This is a genomic window from Pseudomonas sp. P5_B3, from assembly GCF_056400405.1.
Genome location: NZ_JBFULI010000024.1, coordinates 58,799 through 76,944 on the forward strand (window position 1 = coordinate 58,799; position 18,146 = coordinate 76,944).

An 18,146-nucleotide genomic window follows, 5' to 3' on the forward strand; every position below is an offset into this window, starting at 1 on the left:
TTGCCTGCCCTCCTAAGTACCTACCTGCCAGCCCAAGCGCGCCAATTTGTCAGCGCTTCAAACTGGCTGCTTTGTTCCAGTCGGGTTCTTCGTTCGACCAATGGTGGTCGTCGTCACTGGAACGTTTTAACTTTGCACGGCTCTTATCCGTGTCGCTTGTAGGAACACCAATTATGTCCACTCAAATCCACACTCAGGATGCCATTCGCACCCTAACCAACGCTTTTGCACCAATGAACTGCCTGATCATGGCCGCTCGCAAAGGCTGCTTCAGCTTCACCCTGGTCAACGAACACGGCATCGCCCGTCACAGCGAACGCCTGTACCCCGATCAATACTCMAGCGCCGAGCCGCTGCAGGCCGTGATCGAGCGTACCCGTCAGGCACTGGTTGCCTGAAACGCCAGAAAGGCTGAAAACCCGAAAGCCCTGCCMGAAAAGCAGGGCTTTTTATTGCCCAATGTTTCCCTTTCCTCGCACCATGACTAAGCACGATCCGATATAACGGTTATAACTGCTCGCTGGAAATATTTTAAAAACAGGCCTTTACAGCGCGAATATGACACTACACTTCAACTCAAGCGGCTTGACCCGCTTGCGGCGAGCCTGAGTCGATTCACAGCTGCCAAGGCCCCTTTCAGGTATCGCCGTCCAATTCAGGTTTCGAGGGTTTTATGGGTATCGCCGCCAGCGAACTGTGCCGTTATGTGATTCGTCCGACATTGATCTACCTCGGACGCCATAGCGCTACTGCCGAATCCTTGCTGCTGGGCATTGCCGCCAGCCAGTCCGCCCTTGGTTCCGCCCTGCATGACCGCCGTGGGCACGGCCTGTACCGCATTGCCGAGCCCCGCCACCAGGCCCTTTGGGACCATTACCTGGCCCTTGATCCGGAGCGTGCAAGCCTGGTCCGTGGCCTGGCCAGCCAGCATGCGTTTCTGAGTGGCCCGCACCTCGAATTGACCGTCAACCTGCGTTACGCCACAGCCATCGCCTGGCTGCTGGTGGAAGAACAGAATCCCCCCCTCCCCGCCCCTGATGATTTGTTGGGTATGGCCAGAATCTGGCGCCAGACCTTTCAGCCCCAGGGACGTCTGCGTGATTTCACCAGCGCCTGGCAAACCTGTGTTTCACCCCTGAATCAGGTCGCCTGCTGACACACTTGGATCCAAAGATCGCGAAACATGCCGCGATTTTGGTCGGATTGTCCTACAAAACCGCTCTAAATCAAGCGATACAGCCTATGGCGCCGGGACGAAAATGTTGGTAGTTTTCGCCCCGGTGATCATCAGGAATTCTAATAATGAAAAAAGTAATGCTCAAAACCACCATTAGCCTCGCCGTTGCCATCGCATCCACCCAGATCTTCGCGAGTGGCTTTGCCCTCAACGAACAGAGCATCAGTGGAATGGGGACTGGTTTTGCGGGACGCTCTTCATCTGCCGATGATGCAAGCACTGTTTTTGGCAACCCTGCCGGCATGTCGCGAATCAAGCGCCAGGAAGTCACTGGCGGGATCGCAGCTATCGATGCCTCGTCTGATATCAAAGACGCCCAAGGCGCCCACCCGGGTACCAACAAAGGCGACATGGTGCCATTCACAGCCGTTCCGATGGGCTATTACGTCAAGCCGATTGATGATCACTGGGCATTCGGCCTCGGTGTCTACGCACCTTTTGGTCTGATTACCGACTATGAAAATGGCTTCCAGGGTGCCGGTTTCGGCAGCAAGAGTGAAGTCAAGGTTGTCACCTTCCAGCCTACCGTCAGCTACGCCTTTAACGACAAAGTATCGATTGGTTTCGGCCCGACCATCAACCGCATTGGCGGCACTCTGGAGTCGGATGTACCTCTTTTTGGCGATACCCACGTCAAAATCAAAGGGGATGATGTCGCTCTTGGCTACAACTTCGGGGTCCTGGTACAAGCAACAGACACCACTCGTGTCGGCCTGACCTATCACTCGAAAGTGAAATACAAGATTGAAGGTCATACCGATATCAGCGCAGGCGCAAATTCACCTTCCGCCTTCCTGAAAAGCAATCGATACGATGCTTCGCTGAAAATCGAAACACCTGAATCTGTCGACTTCTCCGTGACACAACAGCTGACGGATGCGTGGACCCTTTATGCAGGTTCCACCTGGACTCGCTGGAGCCGTTTGAAAGACATCACCGTCAACAACGACGGCGTAACGGCGGCACAAGGCGGTGCATTGTCTCCGGCCCTGTTCGGCACCATTACGGAAGAGCAGAACTGGCACAATACCTGGGCCTACGCCATCGGTACCTCCTACCAGCTGAATAAGCAGTGGGTATTGCGCACCGGCCTGAGCTTTGACCAGTCGCCTACCAACAATACCGACCGATCCCCACGTATTCCTACAGGTGACCGCACAATCTTCAGCCTTGGCGCCGGCTACAACGTCACCGATGATCTGACCATCGACGTCGCCTACTCCTACCTGAAGGAAGAAGCTGTCAAGGTGGATCGCTCCAACCTGGTAGACAGTTACAGCGCCAAGTACGAAAACAGCGCCAACGGTTTCGGTGTCGGTGCGACCTACCGCTTCTGATGATTCCCGGCGAGCCTGAACCGCTCGCCATCGGAATCAAAAAAGCCCCGCTCTCCTCATGGAAGCGGGGCTTTTCATTTGTAGGAACAACCGGTCGACGCTCGAATGCTCGCGAAAACCTCAAGGCGTCTCGTACATCCTGAAAGCACGCGTCATCGTTCGCGTCCATCGCGAGCAGGCTCGCTCCTACATCAGGGGGTCGACACGAGCGGTGGCGAAGCCAGGGCTTTTTCCACCGCAGCGATGAATTCGGGATCATCCGGCTTGGTCAGGCTGGAGAAGTTGGCGATCACCTTGCCCTGGCGATCCACCACATACTTGTAGAAATTCCACTTCGGCGCGCTGGATTGACTGGCGAGGACTTTGAACAAGTGCGTCGCCTCTTCGCCGCGAACCTTTTGCGGCTCGGTCATGGTGAAGGTCACGCCATAATTGACGTAGCAGACCTTGGCGGTCTCGGCACCGTCCTTCGACTCCTGCTTGAAGTCATTGGACGGAACGCCAATCACCTCCAGCCCTTGACCCTTGAAGCGCTGGTTCAGCGCCTCAAGGCCTTTGAACTGCGGAGCAAAGCCACAGAAGCTTGCGGTATTGACCACCACCAACGGCTTACCAGCGAAGCGCTGGCACAAATCGATGGATTCCTTGGCACGCAGCTTGGGCAACGAGCCTTGCAAAAGATCCGGGCAGTCCGCCGCGTGAGCCAACCCGGTAAACGCGACCAGTAATGCGGGAACTGCCAGCCAGCGCATCAGCATGTCGGGAAATCCTTGAGCAATCGTCAGGGTTAGACGTTACTCGCCCCGCCATCGCGCTAGCAAGTCCCCATGCCCAACTGCAAAAGCGCCAGCCCGCCCTGATGCCAGCCCCACCACGACAACGCCAGCAATAAGGCGCATACGGCGGCTACAGCGATCCGCGGCCAGAGACTGTTCATATCGCACTCATTTGTGTTTGCAGGCGCGCCACCGGCCGTTCACGCACCGGCCAGTTCAGGGCGGCGGCCAACAGGCTCAGGAGAATCGCGACCTGCCAGATCAAGTCATAGCTGCCGGTACGGTCGTACACCACGCCACCCAGCCAGCCGCCCAGGAACGAACCGAGCTGGTGAAACAGGAAAACAATCCCACCGAGCATGGACAGGTTTCGCACGCCAAACAAGGTCGCCACCGTACCGTTGGTCAACGGCACCGTCGACAGCCACAAAAAGCCCATGGCCATGCCGAACAAATAGGCCGTGGTGGTGGTCACCGGCGCCCACAGGAACAACGCAATGACCACCGCCCGCAGCAAATACAAACCGGTGAGCAAACGCGGCTTGGACATGCGCCCGCCAAGCCATCCTGCTGTGTAGGTGCCGAAAATGTTGAACAGGCCGATCAGCGCCAGCACCGTGGTGCCGACCGTCGCCGGAAGATGCTGATCCACCAGATAGGCCGGCAAGTGCACACCGATGAACACCACCTGGAACCCGCACACAAAAAAGCCGAACGCCAGCAGCCAGAATCCGGAGTGGGAGCAGGCTTCGCGCAGTGCTTCGCCAAGGGTCTGTTCGTGGCCCAGGACGGGCAGCGGCTTGTCCTTGAGCATACTCACCAGCGGCACGATCAACGCCACCAGCAAGCCCAGCACCAGCAGCGCCGCGGACCAGCCAAGCCATCCGATCAAACCGAGGGTGCCGGGCAACATCGCGAACTGGCCGAACGAACCGGCCGCACTGGCGATCCCCATGCCCATGCTGCGTTTTTCCGGCGGCACCGCGCGGCCGACTACACCCAGAATCACCGAGAACGACGTACCGGACAGTCCGATGCCGATCAGCAGACCGGCACTCAGGGACAAGGTCACCGCCGAGTCGGAGAGCCCCATGCAAATCAGCCCGGCCGCGTACAGGACGCCTCCGATCAGCACCACTTTCGCCGCGCCGAAGCGGTCGGCCAGCGCGCCGGTGAATGGCTGAGCCAGGCCCCAGATCAGGTTCTGCAGGGCGATGGCGAAGGCAAAGACTTCACGGCCCCAGCCGAACTCGGCACTCATCGGTGCCAGAAACAGCCCGAAGCCATGTCGAACCCCCAGAGACAACGCAAGGATCAGCGCACTCCCCAACAGAACCCAGCCGCATGTACGCCACATCGATGTCATTGTTGTTCTCCGGTAGCGGGTATATACCCGCTTAAGATCGAAAAAACCGGCATCATGCCAGTTCATCCAGCAGCTTCAGTAAGATTTCGCGCTTCTCGGCCCCCAGGCGATCGATCAAACGCTGCTGTGCGGCTTCCCAGGCCGGCAAGGCAGCCTTCAGACGCTCTGCCCCGGCCTCGGTCAACAGGACGATGCGGTTACGCATGTCCTCGCCCTCGACCAGCGTCACCAGGCCGTCACCCTCCAGCACCCGTAAATTGCGACCCAGGGTGCTGCGATCCAGGCCCATGGCCTCGGCCAGGGTTGAGATGCTCGGGTGATCCAGACGCTGCAGGTTGCACAGCAAAGAATACTGCGCAACGTTGATCCCGAAGCCGTCGAGAGCGCCGTCGTAATGCCTGCTGACGCCACGGGCGGCGCGACGCAGGTTGATGCATAAACATTGGGAATCGAGCATGGTGCGTGTATATACCCGCGAGTCGGTTAAATCAAGTGACATGGAGTTTGTTCAGTGATCAGGCGGTGTCCCGAAAATCGCTTTCGCGAGCAGGCTCGCTCCCACAGAGATTTTCGGTGTGCCCACTATTGTGTCAACAAAACTGAAACCCTGTGGGAGCGAGCCTGCTCGCGAAGAGGCCGGAACATTCACCACTACGGCGCTAAGGCTAATGCCAATCCAACCAACACCCCTACCTCCAGCAACTCCAGCATTGCACCTGCCGTATCGCCCGTCGTTCCACCCAGCCGCCGCAACATCACCTGGCGCAGCGAGACAAACCCCAGCACTGCCAACACCACCGCCAGCGCACCGCTGACGCCTGCGATCAACACACAGGCCAGTGCACTGACCGCCAACACCTGTCTGCCCGCCGAACGCGGAAGATGGTCGGCCAATGCCTGGCCCAGGCCACCGGCACGCACATAGGGCGTAGTCAGGAACAAACCGAGCAATGCGCTGCGACCGATCAACGGCACGATGATCAATGCCAGCGAATGCGGCTGTTCGATCAGCGCCAGCAGCGCGGTGAACTTGAGCAACAACACCAGCACCAGCGTCACCACGGCGATCGGCCCGCTGCGCGGGTCTTTCATGATGGTCAGCGTACGCTCACGGTCGCCAAAACCGCCGAGCCAGGCATCGGCGCTGTCCGCCAAGCCATCGAGATGCAATCCGCCACTGAGCAGCACCCAAACGCTCAGCAACAGCGCCGCGTGCAACAACATCGGCGTGCCCAGTAACAGCCAGTTGACTGCCCACAGAATCGCGCCAAACAGCAATCCCACCAACGGATAAAACAGCAGCGACCGCCCCAGCTCCCGGGGCTCAGGCATGCCGGGCAGGCGTATCGGCAGGCTGCTGAGAAATTGCAGGGCGATCCAGAATGGCAGCATGGTCAGAGCACTTCCTTCAACAGGCCCGCAGGCTCCACTGTCAGCGAAAACAGCGCGCCATGCCCGATCTCAACGTTGAGCAGTTGCTCTCGCGGCAGCCCTCGCGCTTGTGCCAGCAACAGACGCATCACTCCGCCATGGCTGATCAGCAGAATGCGCTCACCGGTACAGGTCGCATGCAAGCGCTCCAGCGCTGCCAGCACCCGTGCCGAAAAGTCTGCAACCGGCTCACCCTGAGGCGGCGTGAACGAATAAGGATCGGCCCAGAACAAACCCAGCGCCTGCGCGTCGGTTTCCATCAACGCCGCCGCGTTCTGCCCTTCCCAAGCGCCGAAATGCAACTCTTGCAGGTCTTTGTCCAGTTGCACCGGCACGCCCAATTGCGCACCGAGCTCCTCGGCAAAGCGTGCACAACGCTTTAACGGCGAACTGACCAGCCGGTCCCACGGGCCTTGTCCGACCACGGCGGCGCGCATCTGCGCCCAGCCCAAATCGGTCAACGCATCATCGATGCTGCCACGCAAGCCGCCGCCGAGTTCAGTTTCACCGTGACGCAACAGATCCACGCGCAAGGTCATGCCGGACGATCTGCCACGGCGGCTTCGGCGAAGGTCGCCATCTGACCGTGCAGGTCGCACGCCAGGCGCAGCAGCGGCACAGCCAATGCCGCGCCACTGCCTTCGCCAAGCCGCAGGCCGAGATCGAGCAACGGCTGCGCGTTCAGGGTTTCCAGCACATGACGATGCCCTGGCTCGGCGCCGCGATGACCGAACAACAGCCACTGACGACACTCTGGATTCAAGCGCACCGCAACCAGCGCCGCGACACTGCAAATGAAACCGTCCACCAGCACCGCGACACCCTCCTGGGCACAGGCGAGATAGGCACCGACCAGCGCGGCGATCTCAAAACCGCCGAGGTTGAACAGGGTCTGCAAGGCGTCGCCACGCTGCGCGCCATGCAATGCCAGGGCGCGCTCGATCACCTGCGCTTTGTGGCTGACACCTTCGGCATTAAGCCCGGTGCCAGGCCCGGTCAGATGCACCACCGGGCAATCGAGCAGCGCGCACGCCAGGGCGCTGGCGGCGGTGGTGTTGCCGATGCCCATTTCGCCACCGATAAACAACTGCGCACCGCTGGCGATGGCCCGCTGCACGCTGTCACGACCGGCTTGCAGGGCGAGTTGCCCCTGGGCCTGGGTCATGGCCGCCCCCTGTACAAAGTTTGCCGTGCCCGGGCCGACGTTCAGGTGACGCACGCCCGGCAGGCTCAGCGACGGCGTTACCGTGCCAAGGTCAACCACCTCGAGGGAAGCGCCCAACTGCCGCGCCAATACGCTGATCGCCGCACCGCCACTGACAAAGTTGTGCAGCATCTGCCCGGTCACTTCCTGAGGAAACGCCGACACCCCCTCAGCGACCACACCATGGTCGCCGGCAAAAATCGCGATCCATACCTGATCCAGACTCGGCTTGACCCGTCCCTGCAACCCCGCCAGTTGCACCGCCACCAATTCCAGCTGACCGAGGGAGCCGGCGGGTTTGGTCAGTTGCTGCTGCCGCGCCTGCGCCTGTTCGACCGCTTGGGTATCGACCGGCTTGCACGGGTTCAGCCACCAGGATTGAGTCATAACGCAGTTCCTTTCAAAGTCAGGGGCAGGCCGGCGACGGTCAGGACGACACGCTGACAGCGCTCAGCCAGAGCTTGATGCAGCCAACCGGCTTCATCGACATAGAGGCGAGTCAATTCGCCCAGCGGCACGACACCCATTCCGGTCTCGTTGCTGACAAAAATGATTTCACCCGGCAGCGACGCCAGGCAGTCCAGCAAGGCATCGCGCTCGGTTTGCAAGCGCGCGGCATCGTCGAGCATCAGCAGGTTGGTCAGCCACAGAGTCAGGCAATCCACCAGCAGGCAGCGGTCGGCGCGGGCGGACTCTCGCAGCACCCGAGCCAGTTCCACCGGCTCTTCGATCAATGCCCATTCGGCAGGACGACGGGCGCGGTGATGGGCCACCCGCTCGCTCATTTCTCCATCGAGTGGCTGGCTGGTGGCGATGTAGGTCACGGCCAGCGCGCTGTCGATGGCGAGTTTTTCAGCCAGGCGACTCTTGCCGGAGCGGGCGCCGCCGAGGATCAGTTGGAGCATGGTTATTTCCTTGAAATCTTCAGGGAGGCGACGGCCCCCTTCGCGGGCAAGCCCGCTCCTACAGGGTTATGAGGTGTACCCAATATCTATGATCGACGCAGATCAACTGTAGGAGCGGGCTTGCCCGCGATGAGGCCATGACAGGCGCCTCAAATCCCGCAGAGCTGTCGCAACAGCCCGGTATCCAGATGCTTCTCCACCAGATCCGCCAGTCGTTCGATATCACGCTCGCGCAAGGCGTGGTAATCCACGTCCTGCACCTCCTGCAAACCCGCCCAGCGCAGCAGCGCACTGCACGCCGCCGGCGATTCGAACAGCCCGTGCAGGTAGGTGCCGAAAATCTGCCCGTCAACACTTTGCGCACCATCACAGCGACCGTCATCCAGTTGCACGGCAGCATTTTCCAGCGCCGGTCCGGTGGTCACGCCGGCATGAATTTCATAGCCCGCCACCGGCGCATCTTCCAGCGCCAGGCGACCACGCACATTACGCAACTGCTTCTCTTGTTCGAGCTGGGTCTGGAACGCCAGCAGCCCCAAACCGGCACTGGATCCCGGTGCACCTTCGAGACCCAGCGGGTCATGCACCTGCTCACCGAGCATCTGCAGGCCGCCACAAATTCCCAGGAGTTTCCCGCCGTAACGCAGATGCCGGGTGATGGCGGTGTCCCAGCCGTTGGCCCGCAGGTACGCGAGGTCGCTGCGCACGCTTTTCGAGCCGGGAAGGATGATCAGATCGGCGGGTGGAATGGCTTGGCCAGGGCCGATGAATTGCAGGTCCACTTGCGGATGCAGGCGCAGCGGATCGAAGTCGGTGTGGTTGCTGATGCGCGGCAGCACCGGCACCACCACCTTCAGCACCTGTTCAGCCTTATCGGCCTGGCGCTGATCGATGCCGTCCTCGGCCTCCAGGTGCAGGTCCATCACGTACGGCAGCACGCCAATCACCGGTTTGCCGGTGCGCTCTTCGAGCCAGTCGAGACCGGGTTGCAGCAACGCGATATCACCACGAAAACGATTGATGATGAAGCCTTTGACCCGCGCCTGTTCGCTCGGCGACAGCAGTTCGAGGGTGCCTACCAGGTGGGCGAAAACCCCGCCGCGATTGATATCGGCAATCAGCAGCACCGGGCAATCCACCGCTTCGGCGAAGCCCATGTTGGCGATGTCACCTGCCCGCAAATTGATTTCCGCCGGCGAGCCTGCGCCCTCGACCATCACCAGCGGATACGCCGCGCTCAAGCGCTCGTGGGAGGCCAACACCGCTTGCAGGGCGATGGTCTTGTAGTCGTGATAGGCGACGGCGTTCATGGTGGTGACGGCGCGGCCATGGACGATCACTTGGGCACCGGTGTCACTGTTGGGCTTGAGCAGCACCGGATTCATGTCGGTGTGCGGCTCAAGGTTCGCGGCCTGGGCTTGGACCGCCTGGGCGCGGCCAATCTCGCCACCGTCGGCGGTCACCGCACTGTTGAGTGCCATGTTCTGCGGCTTGAACGGCACCACCCTGACGCCCTGGCGCGTGGCCCAACGGCACAGCGCGGTCACCAGCGTGCTTTTACCGGCATCCGATGTGGTGCCCTGCACCATCAGCGTGGTCATTGGTTTTCCTTGGCGAAATCTTCGAATGCCTGCGCCAGTCGCACCCAGGCGGCTTCGTCACCGGGCAAGCCGAATCGCAGGCTGCTGTTGTGCGTGAACAATCGCAGGAGAATGCCGCGCCGGGCCATGAATTCCTGCAGTTCTTCGGCGCGCTCGGTGATCAGCCACTGGAACAGCGCACAACCGCCCTGAGGCTGGAACCCTTGTTGTTCCAGCATCGACGCAAGGCGCTCGCTGGCCTCATCCGCGCGCACCCGTTGCCGCGTCTGCCCTTCGGTATCGCGCAGGCAGGCCTGGCCCACTACCCGGGTTGCCCCGCTCACGGCCCACGGCCCCACTTGTTCAGCCAGCAACTTGAGCAACTTGCGCTCGGCCAGCACAAACCCCAGGCGCACACCGGCCAGGCCGAAAAACTTGCCGAAGGAGCGCAGGACGATCAACCCGACTTGATGGGCAAACGGCGCCAGGCTCAGTTGCGGCGTGTTATCCATGAACGCTTCGTCCACCACCAGCCAGCCACCGCGCTGGGCCAGCCGCGCGTGCCAGTCGAGCAGGCGACTGGGGGTGAGGCTCAGGCCTGTGGGGTTATTCGGGTTGACCACCACCAGCACATCGAAACTGTCGATAAAGAAGTCGACTTCGTGCTCCAGCACTTCACGCACGATGTAGCCGTTACGACGCCACGCTTCAGCGTGCTCGGCATAACACGGCGACAGCACGCCGACCTTGCCTGCCCGACGCAATCGCGGCAGCAGCTGGATTGCCATTTGCGAGCCGGCCACCGGCAATGCCTGCAAGGTGCCGTAGTAATCACAGGCGGCTTGCTCCAGGCCATCGTCCGCTTCCGGCAAACGAGCCCAGGCCCGCAGCGGAATATCCGGCACCGGGAACGGCCAGGGCGCAAGGCCCGTCGACAGGTCCAGCCAGTCGGCTTCCTCTATGCCGTATTCGAGCGCCGCCTTGCGCAATCGCCCACCGTGCTCAAGCATAAAATTCGGCCCCCAGGCAGAGAATCAGCAGCCATAACCATACCCCGCGCTGGACCAATTGCCAGCCTCGGTCAATGGAGTCGGCATCCGCCGGCACACCTTCGCCCAACTGTGGACGCTGATGCAGTTCGCCGTGATAAATCGCCGCTCCGCCCAATTCGACGCCAAGGGCACCCGCCCCTGCCGCCATCACCGGGCCAGCGTTCGGGCTGTCCCAGGTCGGGCCCTGGGTGCGCCAGCATTTCAACGCCAGCCGGGTTTTACCCAGCAGCGCGTAAGTCAGTGCCACCAGGCGCGCAGGAATGTAATTGAGCACGTCGTCGACCTTCGCCGCCGCCCAGCCAAACCGTTCGAAGCGCTCATTGCGATAGCCCCACATCGCATCCAGGGTATTGCTCAGGCGGTAGAGCACCACGCCCGGCGCACCCGCCACGGCAAACCAGAACAACGCCGCGAACACTGCGTCGCTGCCGTTCTCCAGCACCGACTCGGTGGCGGCACGGGCGACTTCGGTTTTATCCAGATCACTGGTTTTACGGCTGACCAGATAACTCACGCGTTTGCGCGCTTCATCAAGATCATCGCCGCGCAATGCCTTGGCCACAGGCGTGACGTGCTCACCGAGGCTGCGCATACCGAGGGCGCAATAGAGCGCGAGAATCTCGACGATCCAGCCGACATAAGGCGCCCAGGAGAATGCCGTGACCAGCAATGTCAGCGGCAACACGGCAATCACCCACGCAGTGACGCCATGACTGCGCCAGCCGCGACCGCCACCATTGAAGCGTTGCTCGATGCGCTCGGCAAAACGGCCGAACGCCACCAGCGGATGCCAGCGTTTGGGTTCGCCCAGCAGCGCATCCAGCGCAACCGCGGCGACACTCAACAACGCCACACTCATTGACTCACTCCCCAATAATTTTCATACAGCAATTCATGTAGCGGACGCGCCTGCGCCCAGCCTTCGAGCACCAGCATCGGTGCCGGATAGAACTCCTTCACCGGCCCCAGGCACAGCACGGCCAGAGGCTTGGCTCCAGGTGGCAACTTCAGCAAATCGGCCAGGGCTTGCGGTTCGAACAGCGACACCCAGCCCATGCCCAGCCCTTCGGCGCGGGACGCCAGCCACAGGTTCTGGATAGCACAGGACAGCGAGGCCATGTCCATTTCCGGCAGCGTGCGGCGGCCGAAGATATGCTGCGCGCGATCGTCCATCAGGGCGGCGACCAGTACCTCGGCGCAATCGTTGATGCCTTCGACCTTGAGCTTCATGAACTCATCGCTGCGCTCACCGAGGGCTTCGGCGGTGCGAATGCGTTCTTCTTCCACCAGGGCCTGGATTTGTCCGCGCAAGGCGCGATTACTGATGCGGATGAAGCGCCAGGGCTGCATCAGGCCGACACTGGGCGCCTGATGTGCCGCCTCGAGCAGGCGTCGCAGCAATTCGGGCTCGACGGTGCCGCCGCTGAAGTGGCGCATGTCGCGGCGTTCGGCGATGGCGCGGTAGACCGCAGCGCGTTCGGCTTCAGAGAATGCGTTGTCGGTCATGGCCTCTTCGCGGGCAAGCCCGCTCCCACAGGGTTTTGGTCAGGCGCAAACAGCGCGGCAATCGCCGAGGGGTTAGACGGAAAATAAAAGTGCACATAAGAAGCAGTCATCCGCCCCTCACGATAGACCGCCTCTGCTCCACGCCCGCCGTTAGGGCTCAAACCCCGGGCAATCGGCGCCAGTTCAGTGGTGGTCAACGAATGGTGATAGGTGTGCCCGCGCAGCGAACCTTCTGGCAGTTCCACCGCCTGCAACGCCAGCGCGGCCAGACGCTTTTGCATCACCGCATCCCCGGCCAGCAAGCCAACCAGTTCAGCGCGAGTGCCCTCGACATCGGTCAGGGAATCTAGCAGATACAGCATGCCGCCACACTCGGCGAGCAAGGGTTTGCCTGCCCGGTGGTGAGCGCGAATCGCATCGAGCATCACGGTGTTTTGCGCCAGCGCGACATGGTGCAGCTCAGGGTAACCGCCCGGCAGGTACAGGCTGTCCGCCTCCGGCAACCCACGGTCGCGGATCGGCGAGAAGAACGCCAACTCGGCGCCCATCGCCCGCAGCAGATCCAGGCTCGCGCCGTAGGTGAACGCGAAGGCTTCATCACGGGCGACGGCAATGCGCACACCGGCCAGCAGCGGTGCGGCTGCGATGACATCAGGGGCGGCGAACTCGACCGCCGGCGGCAGAGCGACCTCGCAACTGCTGGCCAGGGCATCGGCTGCCGCGTCGAGGCGCAGGTCGAGATCGTTCAACTCACTGGCCTGCACCAGCCCCAGGTGCCGACTCGGCAATTCGATCCCGGTTTCCCGGGACAGCGCGCCGTACCAGCGCAGACCTTCAGTCAGGCTGCCTTCGAGCAGTTGCGCATGGCGCAGCGTGCCGACGCGATTGGCCAGCACGCCGGCGAACGGCAAGTCCGGCTGATAACGCGCCAGCCCCAGAGCCAAAGCGCCGAAGGTCTGGGCCATGGCGGTGCCATCGATCACACCCAGCACCGGCACACCGAAATGCCGCGCCAGATCGGCGCTCGACGGCGTACCGTCGAACAGCCCCATAACGCCTTCGATCAGGATCAGGTCTGCTTCAGCGGCGGCTTCCCACAGCAGCCGGCGACTTTCTTGCTCACCAACCATCCACATGTCCAGTTGATACACCGGCGCACCGCTGGCGCGCTCGAGAATCATCGGATCGAGAAAGTCGGGGCCGCACTTGAACACGCGGACCTTGCGCCCCTGATTGCGATGCAATCGGGCCAGCGCCGCGGTGACGGTGGTCTTGCCCTGGCCAGAGGCCGGCGCGGCAATCAGTACCGCCGGACAGTGTCGAGGCTGACTCACAATTCGACGCCTTTCTGCGCTTTGATCCCGGCCTGGAAGGCGTGTTTGATCACGCCCATTTCGGTGACGGTGTCAGCCATCTCGATCATTTCCGGCTTGGCGGCACGCCCGGTGACCACCACGTGTTGCATCGGCGGCCGGGACTGCAAGTCACTGAGCACCTGATCGAGATCGAGGTAGCCATGCTTGAGGGCGATGTTCAGTTCATCCAACACCACCAGACCGATGGACGGATCGCACAGCAGTTGCCGGGACACCGCCCAGGCGGCTTCGGCGGCGGCGATGTCGCGCTGGCGGTCCTGGGTTTCCCAGGTAAAGCCTTCGCCCATCACATGAAAACGCACCTGCTCGGGAAAGCGCCGGAAGAACAACTCTTCGCCCGTGCTGTTACGGCCCTTGATGAACTGCACCACGCCGCATTGCATGCCGTGCCCCATGGCGCGGGCAAGCATGCCGAAGGCCGAACTGCTCTTGCCCTTGCCGTTGCCGGTCAGCACCAGCAGCAGGCCACACTCGTTCGGGGAATTGGCGATGCGCTCGTCGATCACGGCTTTTTTGCGCTGCATGCGCGCCAGATGGCGTTCGTCACGATCGGGGGTATCAGTCATGGGGGAGCTCTCCGTTGAGGCAGGAATAACGGCGGGCAGGCACAAAAATAGAAGGCAACAAGCCTGGCATCGCCCACCGTGACGCCGCTGGATGAATCAGGCCGGTCTCCGGGCTCATGAGTGGCCGCGGGGCCAGACTGCGCGCCTTCCCGCATCGAATCGACACAGTGGCATCAGCACAGTTTTCACTCATTTACCGTTGCGGGGGCAGCGCCGGAATTGCGGGCCTTCGACCAATAGAAGGACTCACTCACCGGCTTCCCTGTTTCACTCTGTCGACCCAAGCCACAGAGCACCTGAAACAAGCCGCGAAGGTTAGAGGGTTGGGGGTGGAGCGTCAATTAAAGCCGGGAGGCGATCGACCGATTGACTGCCATCAATCAATAAACTGACGTCAATCTTGTGCCACACTCCCAGCAGTGATATCAAAGAGCCACAACCTCACAACACAACAACAAGGGTGAGCCCATGCAAGGCATGATCATCAGCAATCCAAAGCTGGAATTCCTGCGCCCGGTGCTTGAGCGCTGGTTCGAATGCATCGACCGTTACAACGCCGTCCGCGGTGATGGCGACACACCGTACTGGCACGACGAAAAAGCCAATCTCGGACTGCTGTCTGCCGCCGCCTGGATGGCCGAGATGGTCACGCTGCAACAGACACCAACCCGCAAACAGACCGACGAAGGCGAGCGCAACAGCCGCGCCGACCTGTTCCTCGCCTCGCCGGAAACCCGCGCCTACATCCAGACCAGCCAGCGCTGGCCACGGGTCAACAGCCTCAACCTGTCCCAGGCCCTGCTCGATATCGCCAGCGATGCGAAGCGCCTGAGCCACGCCAGCGACCTGAAACTCGGCTGCCTGTTCGTCGCCCCGCAAAAAGCCCAGCAAGGCGCAACGCCGGAAGAACTCCAGGACATGGTCGACGACCTGCAAAAGGAACACACCTGCGCGGTCGCCTGGTATTTCCCTTATGCCTACCGCAAGTTGCGCAACGAAGCCGGCAACTATCACCCCGGCATTGCGGTGCTGTTCAAGGAAGCTCGCGGCTGAGGCATTGAACCATCGCACGACAACGCTTCTCTATGATTAGAACAAGGCATTCGTAGGGAAGACCAGCATGCGCACGCCCCCGCTCGCTCTCGTTGTCGCGCTCTGCACAGGGCTCGCCGCTTGTGGCGAGACCTCTCGCCTGCAAGTCTCCGACGGCACCGGCCCGTCCCCCCGACTACCAGAACCCGACAAGACCCTGGTTCCGACCGTGAACATCGCCCCGGCCATCGGTTGGCCGCAGGGCGCAAAACCTGTCGCCGCCACGGGCACTCAAGTGGCCGCTTTTGCCGAAGACCTGGATCACCCCCGCTGGCTTTATGTGCTGCCCAATGGCGATGTGCTGGTGGCGGAAACCAATGCACCACCCAACCCCGAAGACGGCAAAGGCATTCGCGGCTGGGTCGCGAAAAAAGTCATGGAGCGCGCCGGGGCCGGCGTGCCCAGCGCGAACCGCATCACTTTGCTGCGCGACAAGGACCACGATGGCGTCGCGGAAACCCGCACGGTGTTTGTGCAAAATCTCAACTCCCCCTTCGGCATGACGCTGGTCGGCAATGACCTGTATGTGGCCGATACTGATCGCCTTCTGCGCTTTCACTATGAAAGTGGCGAGACGCAGATCCAGTCACCACCGATCAAGGTGATTGACCTGCCGGGCGGCCCGTTGAACCACCACTGGACCAAAAACGTCATCGCCAGCAAGGACGGCAGCAAGCTCTACGTCACCGTAGGCTCCAACAGCAACGTCGCGGAAAACGGCATGGACAAGGAATCAGGTCGCGCAGCGATCTGGGAAGTGGATCGCGCCACCGGCCAGCACCGGATCTTCGCCTCCGGCCTGCGCAACCCCAACGGCATGGCCTGGGAACCGCACAGTGGCGCACTGTGGACCGCGGTCAACGAACGAGATGAAATTGGCAGTGATCTGGTACCGGACTACATCACCTCGGTGAAGGACGGCGCTTTTTATGGCTGGCCGTACAGTTACTACGGCCAGCATGTCGATATTCGCGTCGCGCCACAAAACCCGGACCTGGTGGCCAAGGCCATTGCCCCGGACTACGCCGTCGGCCCGCACACGGCGTCACTGGGCCTGACCTTCGCMGAAAACAGCAAGCTGCCGGCGCCATTCACCCAAGGGGCATTCATCGGTCAGCACGGCTCCTGGAACCGCAAGCCCCACAGTGGTTACAAAGTGATTTTCGTGCCCTTCCGTGCGGGCAAACCTGCAGGAAAACCGGTTGACGTGCTTTCCGGATTCCTCAACGACAAGGAAGAAGCCATGGGCCGCCCGGTGGGCGTGGTGATCGACCGGCAGGGTGACTTGTTGGTGGCCGATGATGTGGGGAACAAGGTGTGGCGGGTATCGGCTGCCAGGTAACACCATCCCGGGTGAACACAGAACCCTGTGGGAGCGAGCTTGTCTCCGGGCGGCGATCCGACGATGAGGCCGGCACATTCAACATCGATGTTGACTGACCTACCGCCATCGCGAGCAAGCTCGCTCCCACAGGATGTCCAGCTCAACGTTTGCGACAGAGTGTTAGCCCATCACCCAACGGCAACAACGACAGATCCACCCGCGCATCATCCTTCAACGCCCGGTTGAGCGCCTGGATCGCCCGGGTGTCCGCGCTCTCGGGGTTGGCCTCAAGCACGCGCCCGCTCCACAAGGTGTTATCGAACACCGCCAGCCCGCCGACCCGCAGCAATCCCAGGGCGTGTTCCAGATAACTCGGGTAGTTGGCCTTGTCGGCATCGATGAACACCAGGTCGTACTGCCCGCCCTGCCCTTGTCGCTCAAGCTCGGCGAGGGTCTCCAGCGCCGGGGCCAGGCGCAGGTCAATCCGTCCGGTGAGCCCCGCTTCCTGCCAGTACCGTCGTGCGATGGCGTTGTAGTCACCGGGGATATCACAGCAAATCAGCGAGCCGTCAGCCGGTAATGCCGACGCCATGCACAGGGCGCTGTAACCGGTGAAAGTGCCGACCTCGAGCAAGCGCCTGGCCCCCGTCAGTTTCACCAGCAAAGCGAGAAACTGCCCCTGCTCCGGCGCCACCTGCCAACGTGCCATCGGCAGCGCCTGGGTCTCATCGCGCAAGCGCTTGAGCAGTGGCGTTTCGCGCAGGGAGACATCGAGCAGGTATTGGTACAGGGCGTCGTCGAGATTAAGCGTGCGAGCAGTCATGATCAGCAGCTCCGGACATTACGGGTTGCGCGCCAGATGTTCAGGCTGCAGAACACGCTTGGCGCTCAGATACGCTTTTTGCCAATAGGCCTTGGACAGACTGTCGAGCTTCACGGTGCCGCCGGTGGCCGGTGCGTGGACGAAGCGCCCTTCTCCCACGTAGATGCCGGCATGACTGACCTGGGAACCGCCATTGGTGGCGAAGAAAATCAGGTCACCGGTTTGCAGGCCTTCCTTGCCCACATTCGCCGCTTGCATGGAGATCATTTCGCGAGTGGTGCGCGGCAAGGAAATACCGGCGACATCGCGGTACACATAACCGATCAGGCCGCTGCAATCAAATCCGGAATCCGGCGTATTACCACCCCAACGATAAGGCGTGCCCACCAGGCCGAGCGCGCGAAACAGCACGTCTTCCGCCTCGGGCGAAAAAGCTTGCGGGGATCCGAATACGATGGGAGCGCGAACCACCTGCGCTGGTGGCGGTGTGCGGCTGGCGCAGGCACTGAGCAGCGCTGCGAAAAACATGATTGCGAGGCGGGCCGACGTCGTCATAAGCAGAGCATCCTGA

General features: G+C 61.6%; 21 protein-coding genes and 1 riboswitch. Of the genes, 5 read left to right on the forward strand and 16 right to left on the reverse strand.

What is annotated here, in order from left to right; genetic code table 11:
- Positions 1-173: 173 nt before the first annotated feature.
- The 3 genes from AC1DRN_RS15665 to AC1DRN_RS15675 all read left to right on the forward strand — a co-directional run bounded on the left by AC1DRN_RS15665 (position 174) and on the right by AC1DRN_RS15675 (position 2,574).
- Entirely contained in the window at positions 174-398 is a 225-nt protein-coding gene (locus tag AC1DRN_RS15665; protein ID WP_007898912.1) for a hypothetical protein, read from the forward strand.
- Positions 399-673: 275 nt separating this feature from the next.
- Positions 674-1,156 carry a hypothetical protein gene (locus tag AC1DRN_RS15670; protein ID WP_457266099.1) on the forward strand — a complete coding sequence of 161 codons (483 nt, stop codon included), beginning with the start codon at positions 674-676 and terminating at the stop codon, positions 1,154-1,156.
- A 146-nt stretch (positions 1,157-1,302) separates the two neighbouring features.
- Entirely contained in the window at positions 1,303-2,574 is a 1,272-nt protein-coding gene (locus AC1DRN_RS15675) for an OmpP1/FadL family transporter (protein ID WP_223463305.1), read from the forward strand.
- A gap of 191 nt (positions 2,575-2,765) precedes the next feature.
- On the opposite strand, the gene AC1DRN_RS15680 is transcribed toward AC1DRN_RS15675, so the two are convergent.
- From AC1DRN_RS15680 to cobO, 14 genes are all read right to left on the reverse strand, one after another.
- Positions 2,766-3,332, reverse strand: coding sequence for a glutathione peroxidase (locus AC1DRN_RS15680; RefSeq protein WP_223463306.1), 567 nt, complete (start codon positions 3,330-3,332; stop codon positions 2,766-2,768).
- Between the two features lie 56 nt (positions 3,333-3,388).
- On the reverse strand, positions 3,389-3,511 hold the full coding sequence (locus AC1DRN_RS15685; protein ID WP_263289907.1) for a hypothetical protein: 123 nt from the start codon (positions 3,509-3,511) through the stop codon (positions 3,389-3,391).
- Complete coding sequence (locus AC1DRN_RS15690; protein WP_223463307.1) at positions 3,508-4,716, reverse strand: MFS transporter; 1,209 nt, start codon at positions 4,714-4,716, stop codon at positions 3,508-3,510. Before AC1DRN_RS15690 ends, AC1DRN_RS15685 begins: the two co-directional genes overlap by 4 nt.
- A 52-nt stretch (positions 4,717-4,768) precedes the next feature.
- The gene (locus tag AC1DRN_RS15695) at positions 4,769-5,173 is read right to left on the reverse strand and encodes a MarR family winged helix-turn-helix transcriptional regulator (RefSeq protein WP_223463341.1); all 405 of its coding nucleotides are present in this window, start codon (positions 5,171-5,173) and stop codon (positions 4,769-4,771) included.
- Positions 5,174-5,367: 194 nt separating this feature from the next.
- Positions 5,368-6,108 carry an adenosylcobinamide-GDP ribazoletransferase gene (locus AC1DRN_RS15700; RefSeq protein WP_223463308.1) on the reverse strand — a complete coding sequence of 247 codons (741 nt, stop codon included), beginning with the start codon at positions 6,106-6,108 and terminating at the stop codon, positions 5,368-5,370.
- A 2-nt stretch (positions 6,109-6,110) separates the two neighbouring features.
- Positions 6,111-6,686, reverse strand: coding sequence for an alpha-ribazole phosphatase family protein (gene cobC, locus AC1DRN_RS15705; protein ID WP_223463309.1), 576 nt, complete (start codon positions 6,684-6,686; stop codon positions 6,111-6,113).
- Complete coding sequence (cobT, locus tag AC1DRN_RS15710; RefSeq protein WP_223463310.1) at positions 6,683-7,738, reverse strand: nicotinate-nucleotide--dimethylbenzimidazole phosphoribosyltransferase; 1,056 nt, start codon at positions 7,736-7,738, stop codon at positions 6,683-6,685. The genes cobC and cobT overlap by 4 nt, the downstream gene beginning before the upstream one ends.
- A complete protein-coding gene (gene cobU / locus AC1DRN_RS15715; RefSeq protein WP_223463311.1) occupies positions 7,735-8,256 on the reverse strand; it encodes a bifunctional adenosylcobinamide kinase/adenosylcobinamide-phosphate guanylyltransferase in 522 nt (173 codons plus the stop codon). The genes cobT and cobU overlap by 4 nt, the downstream gene beginning before the upstream one ends.
- A 149-nt stretch (positions 8,257-8,405) precedes the next feature.
- Positions 8,406-9,857, reverse strand: coding sequence for a cobyric acid synthase (locus AC1DRN_RS15720; protein ID WP_223463312.1), 1,452 nt, complete (start codon positions 9,855-9,857; stop codon positions 8,406-8,408).
- On the reverse strand, positions 9,854-10,846 hold the full coding sequence (gene cobD / locus AC1DRN_RS15725; protein ID WP_223463313.1) for a threonine-phosphate decarboxylase CobD: 993 nt from the start codon (positions 10,844-10,846) through the stop codon (positions 9,854-9,856). The genes AC1DRN_RS15720 and cobD overlap by 4 nt, the downstream gene beginning before the upstream one ends.
- Positions 10,839-11,747, reverse strand: a complete 909-nt coding sequence (gene cbiB, locus AC1DRN_RS15730) for an adenosylcobinamide-phosphate synthase CbiB (RefSeq protein ID WP_223463314.1) — start codon at positions 11,745-11,747, stop codon at positions 10,839-10,841. Before cbiB ends, cobD begins: the two co-directional genes overlap by 8 nt.
- On the reverse strand, positions 11,744-12,394 hold the full coding sequence (gene bluB / locus AC1DRN_RS15735) for a 5,6-dimethylbenzimidazole synthase (protein WP_223463315.1): 651 nt from the start codon (positions 12,392-12,394) through the stop codon (positions 11,744-11,746). Before bluB ends, cbiB begins: the two co-directional genes overlap by 4 nt.
- Positions 12,391-13,728 carry a cobyrinic acid a,c-diamide synthase CobB gene (locus AC1DRN_RS15740; RefSeq protein ID WP_223463316.1) on the reverse strand — a complete coding sequence of 446 codons (1,338 nt, stop codon included), beginning with the start codon at positions 13,726-13,728 and terminating at the stop codon, positions 12,391-12,393. Before AC1DRN_RS15740 ends, bluB begins: the two co-directional genes overlap by 4 nt.
- A complete protein-coding gene (cobO, locus tag AC1DRN_RS15745) occupies positions 13,725-14,336 on the reverse strand; it encodes a cob(I)yrinic acid a,c-diamide adenosyltransferase (protein WP_457266100.1) in 612 nt (203 codons plus the stop codon). Before cobO ends, AC1DRN_RS15740 begins: the two co-directional genes overlap by 4 nt.
- Positions 14,337-14,418: 82 nt before the next feature.
- Positions 14,419-14,651, reverse strand: a riboswitch (cobalamin riboswitch).
- 153 nt (positions 14,652-14,804) lie between these two features.
- On the opposite strand from cobO, the gene AC1DRN_RS15750 reads away from it, so the two are divergent.
- Both AC1DRN_RS15750 and AC1DRN_RS15755 read left to right on the forward strand, forming a co-directional pair.
- On the forward strand, positions 14,805-15,389 hold the full coding sequence (locus AC1DRN_RS15750; protein WP_223463318.1) for a hypothetical protein: 585 nt from the start codon (positions 14,805-14,807) through the stop codon (positions 15,387-15,389).
- 67 nt (positions 15,390-15,456) lie between these two features.
- Positions 15,457-16,770: a PQQ-dependent sugar dehydrogenase gene (locus tag AC1DRN_RS15755; protein WP_457266101.1), complete on the forward strand. Its 1,314-nt coding sequence runs from the start codon at positions 15,457-15,459 to the stop codon at positions 16,768-16,770.
- Between the two features lie 142 nt (positions 16,771-16,912).
- On the opposite strand, the gene AC1DRN_RS15760 is transcribed toward AC1DRN_RS15755, so the two are convergent.
- Both AC1DRN_RS15760 and AC1DRN_RS15765 read right to left on the reverse strand, forming a co-directional pair.
- Positions 16,913-17,575, reverse strand: coding sequence for a class I SAM-dependent methyltransferase (locus tag AC1DRN_RS15760; RefSeq protein ID WP_457266102.1), 663 nt, complete (start codon positions 17,573-17,575; stop codon positions 16,913-16,915).
- 18 nt (positions 17,576-17,593) lie between these two features.
- Positions 17,594-18,130 carry a C40 family peptidase gene (locus tag AC1DRN_RS15765; RefSeq protein ID WP_108219036.1) on the reverse strand — a complete coding sequence of 179 codons (537 nt, stop codon included), beginning with the start codon at positions 18,128-18,130 and terminating at the stop codon, positions 17,594-17,596.
- Positions 18,131-18,146: the final 16 nt, after the last annotated feature.